Raw genomic sequence first — 15,174 nt, 5'->3', positions numbered from 1 at the left:
TAGAACAGATATAGATTTACCATGGGAAAGAACTGATAAAGCAGAGCTATTAAGAAAAGAAGCATTAGGACAATAATTTAAAATAACTATAGATAATTCACCCCAGTTAAAGGGGTGAATTTTTTTTGTATAAAAGGTATAATAAATACAACTTAAGTGAACGATAGAAATATTATGGGTTGTAGGAGATGAATATGGAAAGATTAGAAGGAATGATAAGTGATATAGTATTTAAAAATGAGGATAATGGGTACACTATAGCCCACTTGGCTAACTCAGATAATGAAGTAGTCATAGTTGGTTGTATGCCTACTTTATCGGTGGGGGAAAGCATAGAAGTTGAAGGAAAATGGACAAATCATAAAACTTATGGAACTCAGTTTGAAGTAAATAAATTTATGCCAGTAACACCAACATCTCTGGAGGGGATATATGTATACTTATCTTCTGGTATGATACATGGAATCGGAGAAAAAATGGCAAAAAAAATAGTGGATAAGTTTGGAGTAAGTACATTAGATATAATTCAAAATAATCCTCATAGGCTGAGTGAAGTGGATGGTATAGGTCAAAAGAAAATAGATCAGATAGTAAAAAGCTATGAAGAAAATAGAGAACTTAGAAATATAATAATAGAACTTTCTCCATATGGAATAACTCCTAACTACTGTATGAAGATATATAAAAAGTATAAAAACAAAGCTATTGAAGTTATAAACAAGAATCCATATAAATTAGCGGAAGATATAAGAGGTGTTGGATTCAAAATAGCAGATAATATAGCTAGTAAAATAGGAATTGAAAAAAATTCAAAAGATAGGGTCTCTCAAGGAATACTCTATACTCTAAACCAATCATTAGGGAATGGTCATACATACCTACCAGAAAATATCCTTATACAAGAAGCTATTAAATTATTAGAGGTAAAAGGAGAGCTTGTAAAAGAGTGTATACTAGAACTTGCATATGATCAAAAAATACATATAGAGAAAAAAGATAATCAACATCTAATATATTTAATACCATACTATTTATCGGAAAATGGAGTATGTAAACAGATAATAAAATTATCTCAGCATGAATTTAAAGATTTGAATATAGATATAGAAGAAGAGATAAGAGTAGTAGAAAAAGAAGAAGGTATAAAGCTTGCTAACAATCAAATGTTAGCTGTAAAAGAAGCGATAGAAGGTGGCGTAGTAATAATAACTGGTGGTCCGGGAACAGGAAAAACCACTACTATAAACACTATAATAAAAATATTTGAAAACAATAATCAAGAAGTTGTATTAGCTGCCCCAACAGGAAGAGCAGCAAAGAGGATGAGTGAAACTTCAAGTAAAGAGGCTAAGACTATACATAGATTGCTCGAAATGGGATATGCAACAGATAGTGATGAACTTCAATTTATGAAAAATGAAGAAGAGCCAATAAAAGCCGATGTAATAATAATAGATGAGGTTTCTATGGTTGATATTTTACTAATGTACTCTTTACTAAGGGCAATTAAACCTGGAACAAGGGTTATATTAGTTGGTGATAGTGACCAATTACCATCAGTAGGTGCAGGAAATGTACTTAAAGATATGATAGATTCTTGCGTTATAAAAGTAGTTAGATTAACTGAGATATTTAGGCAAGCTCAAGAAAGTATGATAGTAGTTAATGCCCATAAAATAAATAATGGACAGCCATTACATTTAAACTCCAAAGGAAAAGACTTCTTTTTTATAAGAAAAAATACCAATGAAGAGATAATAAATGAAATAATAGGTTTAGTAAGTGAGAGATTACCTAAATTCTATAATGTAGATAAATTAAAAGATATACAAGTTTTATCTTCTATGAGAAAAGGAGATTTAGGAGTTACAAATCTAAATATAGAACTTCAAAAGCATCTTAATAAACCAGAAAAGTATAAAGTAGAGGAAAACTTCCAACGAAGGATTTTTAGAGTTGGCGATAAAGTTATGCAAATAAAAAATAATTATACTAGAAAATGGGAGAATGAGGATAAAACTGATAGTGGAGAAGGTATATACAATGGTGATATTGGATATGTATATTATATAGATAAAGATAAAAGGACAGTATATGTTATATTTGATCAAGCTAAAATTGTATCATATACCTATGATGAGCTAGATGAGTTAGATCATAGTTATTGTACTACTATTCATAAAAGCCAAGGAAGTGAGTTTCCAATAGTTGTAATACCTATAACCTGGGCGCCACCAATGCTTTTAAGTAGAAATTTATTATATACAGCAGTAACTAGAGCAAAAAAACTAGTTGTACTAGTAGGAAATGTAAAGTATTTAGAATACATGATAAAGAATAATAGAATTAATAATAGACATTCGAATTTATCCTATAAGCTAAATAAATTTAAGGAAGAAGGTTTGTTAATTAAATAGATGCATAATCTCTTAATACATAAACGAAAACTAATAAGAAAAATATTTCATACAAGCTTAGAGTTATTGTATCCAGATAATATATCTTGTATTATTTGCAATAATCCTATAAAAACTATAAATACATATTCATTATGTGCATCTTGTTTTAAGGAATTACATTTTATATTAGATGGATGCCTAAAATGTGGAAAACCAACTATCAATGATTCTTTAGGAGAAATAGATATTTACAATTGTAGATATTGCAAATGTAAATCTTTTTATTTTGATAGGGCTATATCATGTATAGAATATAGTGAATTTAGCAAAAAAGTAGTTTTTGGATTAAAGTATAATAGCAAGACATATATGAGTAGGTATATAGCTACTATAATGAAAGAAAGGATACAATTAGAGCCTTTAGAATTTGATTATATTTTGTTTGTTCCACTTCATAAAAGAAGAAAAAGAAAAAGAGGCTTTAATCAATCAGAGAAAATAGCTAAGTACTTAGGTGAGCTATTAGATAAAGATGTTTTAGATATAATTGTAAGAACTGAAAATACAAAAAGACTTTACAAATTAAATAAAGAAGAGCGAAAGAAAGAATTAAAGAATGTATTTGCATTAAAGGAAGAATCGTTTAAATTAAAAAATAAGAATATTTTATTAGTAGATGACATTTTTACAACAGGGTCAACAGTAAATGAAATATCAAAAATATTAAAGTTAAATAATGTAAATAGAGTTACAGTGATAACATTTTTAACTAGAACCATTGATACCTAAAATTGCTATTGACATTAGGTTACTAAAATATTAAAATAGATAAGTAATATTTAGGTCTGTGGTTGAAAGTCCAAGCCAGTCGCAGGCAAAGGGATCCACGTAAGTTAACACTAAAAATTGGGTTAATGATCATGGTGCGGCTTAGAAGTAAGACCTACCGATACAAAATCGAGAGAGCTAGTAGTGCGGCAAACCCAAGCGAACCCTCCAGTAGGCGAGTGTGGGGTCAAAAACCAGGTCAGCTAAATATTCAAAAGTACCTTTAGAGGTGCTTTTTTTTTACAAAAATTTAAATTACGACAATAATTCACAAATTAATCACAATTATTATTGATATATGTGGATAGTTGAAGAATTATGAATAGCTAGAAATACAGTATTTAAGAGTTATTAACAAATTTATCCACATTATCCACAAAGGTAATAAAAACATTAATCCACATGATAATAGTAAATATTAATAAATAAAATAATATAACTTTATTTGAATATAATGAATTATAAAAGTAAACAATAAAAATAAAGGATTGTATAAGTCGATATAGAATATATTATGTAAGTATAAAATATAAGTTTTATACCGTTATAACCGAAGGGAGATGTTCTTATGAATATAATTATATCTGGAAAACAAATAGAACTAACAGATGGAATAAAGTCATCGATAGAAGAAAAAATAGGTAAGTTAGATTATTATCTTCATCCATCAACAGAGGCTAAAGTAACTGTTAGTGCTAAAAAAGCTAGACACAAAATAGAAGTAACAATAATCCCTATAAGTGGACCAATAATAAGAGCAGAAGATATAGAAGAAAATTTATATGCTGCTATAGATGTTGTATATGATAAATTAAATACGCAATTAAGAAAATATAAAAAAAGATTGCAGGATAGACACCATGTAAATGAGAGTATAAGATATCAAACAGATGATTTATTAGAGGATAGTGATTATTCTGAGGATGAAGAAAATATAGACATAGTTATAGAAAGACATAAGAAATTTGATATGAAGCCTATGAGTGCAGAAGAAGCTGTTTTACAAATGGATCTTATAGGACATGATTTCTATATGTTCAGAAATGTTGATACTGATGATATTTCTATAGTTTATAGACGTAGAAATGGTGGATATGGGATGATAGAACATGAGTAATCTGTATTAATGTATTTATATATTAAAAATAATGCCACTAATTAAAGACATATAAAATCTTTGTTAGTGGCATTTATTTTGTTTGTAGATATTAAGCGAGATCAAGTAAATACATGGTAAATATAACAATATAAAATCTATTGTTTTTATGGTAAAATGTATAATAGTACAATAAATGAGCGAGGAGAGATGCTAAACATGGGTTTTTTAGATAATTTATTCAATATGGCAGATAAAAGAGAACTAAAAAAATTCAATAAGATAGTTGATGAAATAGACTCTTTAGAATCAAAGTTCGAGCCTATGACAGATAAAGAACTTAAGAATATGACTAATATATTCAGAGAAAGACTAGATGGTGGAGAAAGTATAGATAGTATTTTACCAGAAGCATTTGCTGTAGTTAGAGAAGCATCTAAAAGAGTACTAGGTATGAGACACTATAGAGTACAGCTTATAGGTGGGATAGTGCTACATCAAGGTAGAATAGCAGAGATGAAAACAGGGGAAGGTAAAACATTGGTTGCAACAGCTCCAGTATACCTAAACGCTCTTACAGGAAAAGGGGTACATGTAGTAACTGTAAATGATTACTTAGCAAAACGTGATAAAGAGCAAATGGGAAAAGTATATGAGTTTTTAGGAATGACTGTAGGTGTAATAGTTCACGGTCAAACTCCAGAAGTTAGAAGAGAACAATATCAATGTGACATAACTTATGGAACAAATAATGAGTATGGGTTTGATTACTTAAAAGATAATATGGTAATACATAAAGAACAAATGGTTCAAAGAGAATTAAACTATGCTATAGTGGATGAGGTCGATTCAATACTTGTCGATGAAGCAAGAACTCCTCTTATCATATCAGGACCTGGAGATAAATCTACTCACTTATATTCGGATGCAAATACATTTGTATTAACACTAAAGCCAGATGACTATGAGATAGAAGAAAAACAAAAAGCGGTATCTTTAACAGAATCAGGTATACAAAAATCAGAAATTTACTTCAATGTTGATAATATAACTGATGTAGCTCATATAGAGTTATATCATCATATAAACCAAGCATTAAAAGCGCACGTTATAATGAAGCGTGATGTTGACTATGTATCTAAAGATGGAGAAATAGTTATAGTTGATGAATTTACAGGAAGACTTATGTTTGGTAGAAGATACTCTGAAGGATTACACCAAGCTATAGAAGCTAAAGAAGGTTTAAGAATACAAAGGGAATCAAAAACATTAGCTACTGTAACATTCCAAAATTACTTCAGAATGTACAACAAGTTATCAGGTATGACAGGTACAGCTAAAACTGAAGAAGAAGAATTTAAAGCAATATATAAAATGGATGTTGTTCAAATACCTACAAATAAAGGGATACAAAGAGAAGATTTACCAGACTCTGTATATAAAAATATGAAAGGTAAATTTAATGCAGTTGCTGAGGATATAATAGAAAGACATAAAACAAAGCAACCTATACTAGTAGGTACAGTTTCAATAGAAACTTCAGAATTATTATCTCATCTATTAAAAAGAAGAGGAATAAAGCATGAAGTATTAAATGCAAAATACCATGAAAAAGAAGCAGAAATAATATCACAAGCTGGTAGATTAGGAGCAGTAACAATAGCAACTAACATGGCAGGTCGTGGTACGGATATAGTTCTAGGAGGTAACCCTACTTTCTTAACTAAAAAAGAAATGAAGAAAATGGGATACGAAGAAGACATTATAAATAAAGTAGATTCATCATTAGAGGGAATAGAAAAAGAAGGAAATGAAGACTTATTTGCAGCTAGAGAAGAATACGTAAAATTATATGCAAAATATAAAGCGCAAACTCAAGCAGAGCAAGAAGAAGTTTTAAAAGCTGGTGGTTTAGCTATCATAGGTACAGAAAGACATGAATCTAGAAGAATAGATAATCAGTTAAGAGGACGTGCTGGTCGTCAAGGGGACCCAGGTAGTTCAAGATTCTATATATCTTTAGAAGATGACCTTATGAGATTATTCGGAAGTGAGAGAATAACTTCTGTTGTCGAAAAAATAGGTCTTGAAGAAGATATGCCTATAGAGCATAAGATGTTAACTAAATCAATAGAAAGTGCTCAAAAGAAAGTTGAAGGTAGAAACTTTGGTATAAGAAAACATGTACTTCAATATGATGATGTTATGAATAAGCAAAGAGAAATAATCTACGCTGAGAGAAGACGTGTATTAGAGGGTGAAAACTTACAAGAACAAATACAAGGCATGATTTTATCTATAATAGAAGACACAGTAGCTGCATATACTTTAGAAAATGGATTTAATTTCGTTGGATTTAGGGATTACTTATATCATGTATTCCTACCAAAAGGAAGTATAGAAATACCAGATGTGGAAAAACTTAATACTACTCAAATAGTAGAAGAAGTTTATAACATAGCAATGAAGATATATCAAGGTAAAGAGGAAAGAATAGGATCTGAAAGAATGAGAGAAGTTGAAAGAGTAGTATTACTTCAATCAGTAGATAACCATTGGATAGACCACATAGATGCAATGGATCAATTACGTCAAGGGATAGGTCTTCGTGCAATAGGTCAACAAGATCCAGTAGTTGCATACAAAATGGAAGGATTTGATATGTTTGATGAAATGACTAAGCATATCAAAGAAGATACTGTAAGATACCTATTTAATATAACTATAGAAGAGCCTGTAGAAAGAAAACAGGTTATAGATGTTGACCACTTATCATCAAATACTGATGAAGAATCATCAAACAAAACTGTTAGAAAAGAAGAGACAGTAGGAAGAAATGATGATTGCCCTTGTGGAAGTGGGAAAAAATACAAAAAATGTTGTGGTAGATAATTTCGGAGGACAGAAATGTTAAAATTACAAGACTATAGAAATAGCATAGAGTCAATGTCTTCAAATCTAGATGAAATGAGGGTTTCTCTTTGACATTGCTGGTGCACTAGCTAAAATAGAAGAAAACGAGAAAAAAATGAACGAGCAAGATTTTTGGAACAACAATGAACTTGCTCAGAAGGTTCTTCAAGAAAATAAGGTTTTAAAAGAAACAGTAGGAGAATTTAACACTTTAAAAGATTCATTAGAAGAAATCGAAGTTTTAATAGAATTGGGACTAGAAGAAAATGATGAATCTATAGAAAAAGAAATAGAAGAGTCTATATCAAACCTTGAAAAAGAAATAGATACTCTTAAAATTAAAACATTACTTAGCGGAGAATATGATAAAAATAATGCAATTTTATCTATAAATGCAGGAACTGGTGGTTTAGATGCTCAAGATTGGGCACAAATGTTACTAAGAATGTATATTAGGTGGGGAGAAGGTAAGGATTATAAGGTTAAAGTCTTAGATATGCTATCAGACCCAGCAGCAGGTATAAAAAGTGCAACACTTCTAATAGAAGGAATAAATGCATATGGATACCTAAAGAGCGAAAAGGGAGTTCATCGTATAGTAAGAATATCTCCTTTCGATCCATCAGGAAAGAGACATACTTCATTTGCATCAATAGATGTGCTACCAGAGTTAGATGAAAGTATAAATATAGATATTAACCAAGCTGATTTGAAAATAGACACATACAGAGCCTCTGGAGCAGGAGGACAGCATGTAAATACCACAGATTCAGCTGTAAGAATAACACATATTCCTACAGGGGTAGTAGTTCAGTGTCAAAACGAAAGATCTCAGCATAAAAATAAAGATACAGCAATGAGAATGCTTATGGCGAAGCTTATAGAACTTAAGGAGTTAGAGCAAAAAGAAAAGATAGAAGACATTCAAGGTAAATATTCTCAAATAACTTGGGGAAGTCAAATCAGGTCATATGTATTCCAACCATACAAGTTAGTTAAAGATCATAGAACTAATGCAGAAGTAGGTAATGTAGATAGCGTAATGGATGGAAATATAGATTTATTTATAAATGAATATTTAAAAATGAATAAATCTAGTAAATAGTAAAATAAGGGCTTGAGAATTTTATTCTCGAGCCCTATTTTGAGGCTACATATAAATTTCTACGAAAGAAGAGGACAAATATGAAAATAAATGAAATCTTAAAAAAAGAGTTTAACCTTAGAGATGAACAAATAAAAAATACTATCAAGCTTATAGATGAAGGCAATACAATTCCTTTCATAGCTAGATATAGAAAAGAAATGACTGGTGAAATGAGCGATGTTGTATTGAGAGCTTTTCATGATAAGCTAGTATATTTAAGAAATTTAGAAAGTAGAAAAGAAGATGTCATAAGAATCATAGAAGAGCAAGGAAAACTTACTGAAGAATTACAGAAAAACATAGCAAAAGCAAATACACTTCAGGAAGTAGAAGATATTTATGCTCCATTTAAACAAAAGAAAAGAACAAGAGCAACTATAGCAAAAGAAAAAGGATTAGAAAATTTTGCTTTAGCTATACTAAATGGAGAAGTAGAAGATATAAGTATAGAAGCTAAAAAATACATTAATACGGAAAAAGACGTAAATAGTGAAGATGATGCTATAAAAGGTGCAAAAGATATAATTGCCGAAGTAGTTTCAGAAGATGCTAAGATAAGAAAATATATAAGAGAATTAGCATTAAGAGAAGGTATGATTAGTACAAAAAATTCTAAAGATGAAAAATCAGTTTATGATATGTACTACGACTACAATGAAGCAGTGAAGACAATGGCTCCTCACAGAGTACTAGCAGTAAATAGAGGGGAAAAGGAAGGATTCTTAAAAGTTAAATTAGAAATAAACAATGATAAAGTAATAAATCATATAGTAAGTGAATATGTAAAAGAAAAGAATAAATCAAAAGAAGAAATAATATCATCTATAGAGGATGCTTATAAGAGATTAATATTCCCATCTATAGAAAGAGAAATAAGAAATCAACTAACAGAAAATGCACAAGAAAGAGCAATAAGTGTATTTGGTAAAAATATAAAGAGTTTATTATTACAACCACCTGTTAAAGATAAAGTAGTCATGGGATTTGACCCAGCATTTAGAACAGGATGTAAAATAGCTGTTGTAGACAAAAATGGTAAATTATTAGATTTTACAACTGTTTATCCTACACAGCCACAAAACAAAGTAGAAGAAGCTAAAAAAGAATTAAAAGAATTAATAAGAAAATACTCAATAGACATAATATCTATAGGAAATGGAACAGCATCAAGAGAATCAGAAAAAATAGTATCAGATATGATTAAAGAAATGGATGAAGAAGTTCAATACATAATAGTAAATGAAGCAGGAGCATCTGTATATTCTGCATCAGAACTTGCAAATGAAGAACATCCAGACATAAACGTATCTATAAGAGGTGCTATATCAATAGCTAGAAGATTACAAGATCCATTAGCAGAGCTTGTAAAAATAGATCCTAAGAGTATAGGTGTAGGTCAATATCAACATGACCTTAACCAAAAAAGATTAGAGCAAGTTTTAGGTGGAGTTGTAGAAGATTCAGTTAATAGTGTTGGAGTTGATTTAAATACAGCATCATATTCTTTATTAGAGCATATTGCTGGTATAAGTCATAGTATAGCTAAAAATATAGTAGCATATAGAGAAGAAAATGGTGATTTTACATCTAGAGCACAACTTAAAAAAGTGAAAAGGCTAGGGCCACAAGCCTTCACTCAATGTGCAGGGTTTATGAGAATATCTGATGCTAAAAATCCTTTGGATAATACCGGTGTTCACCCAGAAAGCTATAAGACTTGCGAAAGTATGTTAAAATTATTAGGATATTCAATGGACGACTTAAAAAACAGAAATATAGAAGACATAGATTCTAAAGTTGAACAAATAGGGCTTAAAAAATTAAGTGAAGAGTTAGAAGTTGGGGAATTAACATTAAAGGACATTATATCTGAAATTAAAAAGCCAGGTAGAGACCCTAGAGAAGAAGGCATAAAACCTATACTTAGAACTGATGTCTTAAAAATAGAAGATATTCAAGAAGGAATGGTACTAAAAGGAACAGTTAGAAATGTAGTAGATTTTGGAGCATTTGTTGATATAGGTATAAAAAATGATGGATTAGTTCACAAATCTCAAATGAGTAAAAGTTTTGTAAAGGACCCTATGGACATAGTTACAGTAGGAGATATTATCGATGTAAAAGTTATAGGGGTAGATATAGATAAGCAAAGAGTGGCTTTATCTATGAACATATAAATTATATTAGGAGGGAAGATATGCTTCTTATAAAAAATGGTGTAATAAACACTATAACAAATGGAATAATTGAAGGAGATATCCTTATAGAAAATGGAAAAATAAAGGAAATAGGAAGTAATATAATTTCTCGAGAGGATATAAAAATAATAGATGTAGAAGGTAAATTTGTATTTCCAGGATTTATAGATGCACATACACATCTAGGATTATGGGAAGATGGAATGGGATTTGAAGGTGCTGACGGAAATGAAGAAACAGATCCTATAACACCACACTTAAACCCAATAGATGGTATAAACCCAATGGATAATACATTTACAGAAGCAGTTCAAGGTGGTATAACATCAGTATGTACTACACCTGGAAGTGCTAATGTGATGGGTGGAGAATGTATAGCTATAAAAACTTATGGGAAAAGAATAGATAAGATGGTTCTTAAAAATCCAGTGGCATCAAAAATTGCATTTGGAGAAAATCCTAAGAGCTGTTATGGAAGAGATGAAAAAATGCCTCAAACTAGAATGGCTATAGCAGCACTTTTAAGAGAGCATTTAAAAAAAGCTGAAGAATATTTAGAAGAAATAGAATTATATGAAGAACATGAAGATCATGATAAGCCAGAGTATGATATGAAAATGGAATGTATGATACCTATATTAAAGGGTGAAATACCATTTAAAGTTCATGCGCATAGAGCAGATGATATATTTACAGCTATAAGAATAGCTAAAGAATTTGATATCAAGTTAACTTTAGATCATTGTACAGAAGGGCATCTTATAGCGGATGAATTAGCTGAAGAAGGATATCCTGTTGTAGTTGGACCGTCATTATCAGAAAGATCTAAAATAGAACTTAGAAATCTGACTTTTGATACAGCAGGTATACTTGCAAAAGAAGGGCTTCAAGTTTCGTTAACAACAGATCATCCTGTAATACCAGTACAATACTTACCAATATGCTCTGGAATAGCAGTAAAACATGGTATGGAAAAAGAAAAAGCTCTTGAAGCTATAACTATAAACCCAGCCAAAACTTTAGGTGTAGAAGATAGAGTTGGATCTTTAGAGGTTGGAAAAGATGCAGATATAGTTGTATGGGATGGTTGCCCTCTAGAAATACAAAGCAATGTACTAATGACTATTATAGATGGAAAAGTGGTTTATAGAAGATAGATATGGGTATAATAGTATTGTCATCGTAATAAAAAAACTATATCAAAAAACTTATATCTAATAACCAGTTGACTTTGAATAAACTATTTAATATTATTAAAATATACGGAAAATTAAATAGTTTCTGAAGATCTTCGGGGCAGGGTGAAATTCCCTACCGGCGGTTATAGCCCGCGAGCTACAAAAGTAGCATGATTTGGTGAGATTCCAAAGCCGACAGTAAAGTCTGGATGAGAGAAGATATTTATGGAAATATTTCTACATAAGGACATATTTATAGTTTTTTGCTATATCCATAAAAGCTCGAAGGTAAGATCTTCGAGCTTTTTATTTTTCCTAATAAAAATTAGGAGGTAAAAAATTATGCAACAAACAATTAAAAGTAATAGGATGTTTTCTACATCCACATTAGTAAAGGTAGGTATATTATCGGCTATAGGATATATACTGATGTTTATATCAGTTCCAATACCTGTATTATTCCCAGATTTCTTAAAAATAGATATATCAGATTTAACTGCACTTTTAGGAGGAATAGCTTTAGGACCTGCTGCTGGTGTTATGATAGCTTTTTTAAAGAATTTGCTTCAATTTATAACAGGAATGTCTACTACAGGCGGGGTAGGAGAGCTAGCAAACTTTATAATAGGTGGATCATTTGTATGGACGGTATCATATATATATAGCAAAAAAAGAAAAACAAATGGTCTTATAATTGGTCTTTTATTAGGAATTATAGTTATGACAATAGTAGGATGTTTATCTAACTACTTTATCATGTTACCATTTTATAGTACTATAATGCCAATTGAAGCAGTTATAGAAATGGGTGCAGCGATAAATCCAGTAATCGTAGATAAGTTAAGTTTTGTTATATGGATAATAGCACCATTTAATATATTAAAAGCAACAATAATGTCTCTGCTAACATTACCAATGTATAAAAAAACTGAAAAAGTTTTAAATAGAATGAAATAAAAATAAAGCTATCTCTTAGAAGGGATAGCTTTATTTTTATAAATTTTTTATATGACAATAAATTTAAAAAAGTGATATAAATTAATAAATATGTTGGTAAGTTAAATTTTAACTAAAAATACTCCCAATATACAATTATACTTAAAATAGCAGCAATTATAGTATATAGCACAGAAACTATAAAGGGAGGACTTATATAAAATCTTAAAAAATGTGTATTTCTACGAGATTCACTTTCTAATAAGTGCTTAATTGGTAGGTCAGTTTTGGAAGTAAAAAAGCCACCTTCACTAGAGAAATAAAAAATAATTACTGATATTAATAAACCTGTTAAAAATGACATTTCTATAAATGATGTATTAAATAATTTAGAGAATAAAAAATTAATAGTAACTAATACGATAAGAGATAATAAAGAGTATATCTAGTTTTTCATATAATACCTCCAAAAACTAAAACTTATTATATCAGTACGGGACACCTGAGAAAGATATTTCCCTCATGCTTTCACAATATAATTATTTTCTGAATCACATGTACATACAAGCATATTTGGTTACTGTTTATAACTAATGTATATGTAATATTTCATTAATTGTTACATGTTTTTAATACGGATTTTTCTATAGATTAGCAACATCTTAATTAGTATTTGATGATGTTATATATTGAACGAATTTTTTGCTTTATCAATTGTATTCTCCATAGCAACTTTAAATCCTGCGTATTCAATCATTGATAAATCGTTTTTGATATCACTTTTACACATAATTTCATCTCTTTTAAAATTTTAAATTTGATTTTTTCATCGTCTTTTAGATGATTATTTAAAAATTTATAAATATAATTTTTTGAAAGTACATTAATTGATGCAACACCAAAGTTCGCAGTTAAATAAGAAAACACTCTATATTTTTTTCGGAGTATCTAGAGAATATTTAAATTCACTAGATGTTAATAAGTTTTTGTAAATAACTTGCCCACCACTTCTATCAATAAAAGCCTTATTAGATGCTATTATTAGTGTTTAATCCGATTTAATCAGAGTATATTTAGCACAATAATATACTCTGTCAGTAGTGATAGCAGCATAAACATCTTTAGAAAAAGCACTTTTAATAGAAGTTTTATTTTTTTAGAAATGGTTTGTTGATCTATTAAAGGAGTACCATTTATATCTACAAAAATTAATTTTATATTCATATTAAATTTCTTTTAAATTTATTATAATAACTACAAAAAGTAGGTTAAATTGAAAAAATATACAATTATGAAAGGAAAAACTTATTATATCTAATAAAGCGTATGATATAAATAATCATTAAAATAATGTACAAGTATATAGAACTTTAGTAAATTTCTAAATATAAAGAAATAAACGTTTTCTGATTTTGTTTTTTTTGTCAAGGGTATATGTACTCATGTACAGCGATTTGCTGTATATAATTTTTGGGAGGTGTTCAAAATGAACAAAAATTTAGAAGAACAGAGAAATCGAACTATAGGGGTAGGCCCCAGAAAGGTAAGAAAAGTAAGAGCGGCTAAGGTAGATAAAACAGCTATAAGTCCATACAATCGTTACTGTGATGGATACGGAATGCCAGGAGCTTATGGAAATGGATATGTTTCAGTTCTTACAGTTTCTGTTGGTAAAGTTAAAAAAACAGATGACTTCTTATTAGACGGAATAGTTTCATATGATAGAGCGGAAATAAATGATGCATATGTCGGTCAAATAAATATGCTTACAGCTTCATCTTTTTGTGGTATAGCAGGGCAAGTATGGGGTTATGATTTAGCAACACATATGAATATAGCGGATGAAAAAGAACAACCATTATTTGATGTAGAACAATTTGATGGAACACCACTTAAAGTGTATGACGCTAAACCTTTATTAGAAGCAGGTATTGAATTATTCGGTACAGAAAAAAATAGACGTTTCCCAACAATACCAGGAGCTCATGTAATATGCGCAAACAAGAGTGTTACATCTTATAGACCAAAAGAAAATAGACCTTTAAAAGAAGGAGAAGCTTACGGAGTTTGGTCATTTATAGCAATTTCATTATCAAATGATAGAGATAATTGTGCGGATTTATTTATAGAAGATGCGGGACTTTGGACAAAAAATGATAATGAAGAAGATCTAAAAAAATTCTTAGAAAAACACAGAAAAGCAGTTGCTTGGTCAGTTAAAGAGTGTGGTAGAGATTCACATGTAGTATTTGATAGAACTTATGTAGGATTTGCATATACAATAATGAAACCAGGTGAAATCGGAAATGCATTAACTTGTGCTCCATATGTAACTTTAGCAAGAGATGCAGTACCTGAAAGCGGGTTTTCAAGTTTAAATCAATTAACACTTAATGAGTGGTTAGATGAGATGGAATTTAAACCATTAACAGAATGTACTCAGAAATAATCATTTTAAGTACATTTTGTTAAGAGTTTA

At 29.8% G+C, this 15,174-nt stretch carries 9 protein-coding genes and 1 riboswitch; all 9 genes read left to right on the top strand.

Annotated elements, in window-relative coordinates:
• Positions 1 to 194 precede the first annotated feature (194 nt).
• The 9 genes from ABHC41_RS10825 to hdcA all read left to right on the top strand — a co-directional run bounded on the left by ABHC41_RS10825 (position 195) and on the right by hdcA (position 15,144).
• Positions 195 to 2,417, top strand: coding sequence for an ATP-dependent RecD-like DNA helicase (locus tag ABHC41_RS10825; RefSeq protein ID WP_271893841.1), 2,223 nt, complete (start codon positions 195 to 197; stop codon positions 2,415 to 2,417).
• On the top strand, positions 2,418 to 3,188 hold the full coding sequence (locus ABHC41_RS10820) for a ComF family protein (protein WP_271893838.1): 771 nt from the start codon (positions 2,418 to 2,420) through the stop codon (positions 3,186 to 3,188).
• Between the two features lie 607 nt (positions 3,189 to 3,795).
• Positions 3,796 to 4,344, top strand: coding sequence for a ribosome-associated translation inhibitor RaiA (gene raiA, locus ABHC41_RS10815; RefSeq protein ID WP_092921917.1), 549 nt, complete (start codon positions 3,796 to 3,798; stop codon positions 4,342 to 4,344).
• Positions 4,345 to 4,542: 198 nt separating this feature from the next.
• Entirely contained in the window at positions 4,543 to 7,215 is a 2,673-nt protein-coding gene (gene secA / locus ABHC41_RS10810) for a preprotein translocase subunit SecA (protein ID WP_240275479.1), read from the top strand.
• Positions 7,216 to 7,230: 15 nt separating this feature from the next.
• Positions 7,231 to 8,341 (top strand): peptide chain release factor 2 gene (prfB, locus tag ABHC41_RS10805; RefSeq protein WP_195238454.1). Its coding sequence is split into 2 segments (ribosomal slippage): positions 7,231 to 7,305 and positions 7,307 to 8,341, totalling 1,110 coding nucleotides; the frame shifts between segments, so codons are not numbered across the junction.
• Between the two features lie 80 nt (positions 8,342 to 8,421).
• Positions 8,422 to 10,560 (top strand): Tex family protein, encoded by a 2,139-nt coding sequence (locus tag ABHC41_RS10800; RefSeq protein ID WP_240294280.1) that lies wholly within the window; start codon positions 8,422 to 8,424, stop codon positions 10,558 to 10,560.
• Positions 10,561 to 10,580: 20 nt separating this feature from the next.
• Positions 10,581 to 11,738 (top strand): amidohydrolase, encoded by a 1,158-nt coding sequence (locus ABHC41_RS10795; protein WP_271893835.1) that lies wholly within the window; start codon positions 10,581 to 10,583, stop codon positions 11,736 to 11,738.
• A 126-nt stretch (positions 11,739 to 11,864) separates the two neighbouring features.
• Positions 11,865 to 11,984, top strand: a riboswitch (FMN riboswitch).
• A 117-nt stretch (positions 11,985 to 12,101) separates the two neighbouring features.
• Positions 12,102 to 12,716, top strand: a complete 615-nt coding sequence (locus ABHC41_RS10790) for an ECF transporter S component (protein WP_240275481.1) — start codon at positions 12,102 to 12,104, stop codon at positions 12,714 to 12,716.
• 1,465 nt (positions 12,717 to 14,181) lie between these two features.
• Positions 14,182 to 15,144 carry a histidine decarboxylase, pyruvoyl type gene (gene hdcA / locus ABHC41_RS10785; RefSeq protein ID WP_166506103.1) on the top strand — a complete coding sequence of 321 codons (963 nt, stop codon included), beginning with the start codon at positions 14,182 to 14,184 and terminating at the stop codon, positions 15,142 to 15,144.
• Positions 15,145 to 15,174: the final 30 nt, after the last annotated feature.

It is taken from the genome of Romboutsia sp. 1001216sp1 (genome assembly GCF_039841805.1).
In the GTDB taxonomy this organism is placed as follows: domain Bacteria; phylum Bacillota; class Clostridia; order Peptostreptococcales; family Peptostreptococcaceae; genus Romboutsia_C; species Romboutsia_C hominis.
Note: the sequence above shows the minus strand (reverse complement) of the source record. Positions and strands in the feature narration are given on the sequence as shown.

Excerpts from the sequence above, each read along its gene's own strand:
- ABHC41_RS10825 (WP_271893841.1), top strand. The coding sequence starts at position 195 with ATGGAAAGATTAGAAGGAATGATAAGTGATATAGTATTTAAAAATGAG.
- secA (WP_240275479.1), top strand. The coding sequence starts at position 4,543 with ATGGGTTTTTTAGATAATTTATTCAATATGGCAGATAAAAGAGAACTA.
- hdcA (WP_166506103.1), top strand. The coding sequence starts at position 14,182 with ATGAACAAAAATTTAGAAGAACAGAGAAATCGAACTATAGGGGTAGGC.
- ABHC41_RS10790 (WP_240275481.1), top strand. The coding sequence starts at position 12,102 with ATGCAACAAACAATTAAAAGTAATAGGATGTTTTCTACATCCACATTA.
- ABHC41_RS10800 (WP_240294280.1), top strand. The coding sequence starts at position 8,422 with ATGAAAATAAATGAAATCTTAAAAAAAGAGTTTAACCTTAGAGATGAA.
- raiA (WP_092921917.1), top strand. The coding sequence starts at position 3,796 with ATGAATATAATTATATCTGGAAAACAAATAGAACTAACAGATGGAATA.
- ABHC41_RS10820 (WP_271893838.1), top strand. The coding sequence starts at position 2,418 with ATGCATAATCTCTTAATACATAAACGAAAACTAATAAGAAAAATATTT.
- ABHC41_RS10795 (WP_271893835.1), top strand. The coding sequence starts at position 10,581 with ATGCTTCTTATAAAAAATGGTGTAATAAACACTATAACAAATGGAATA.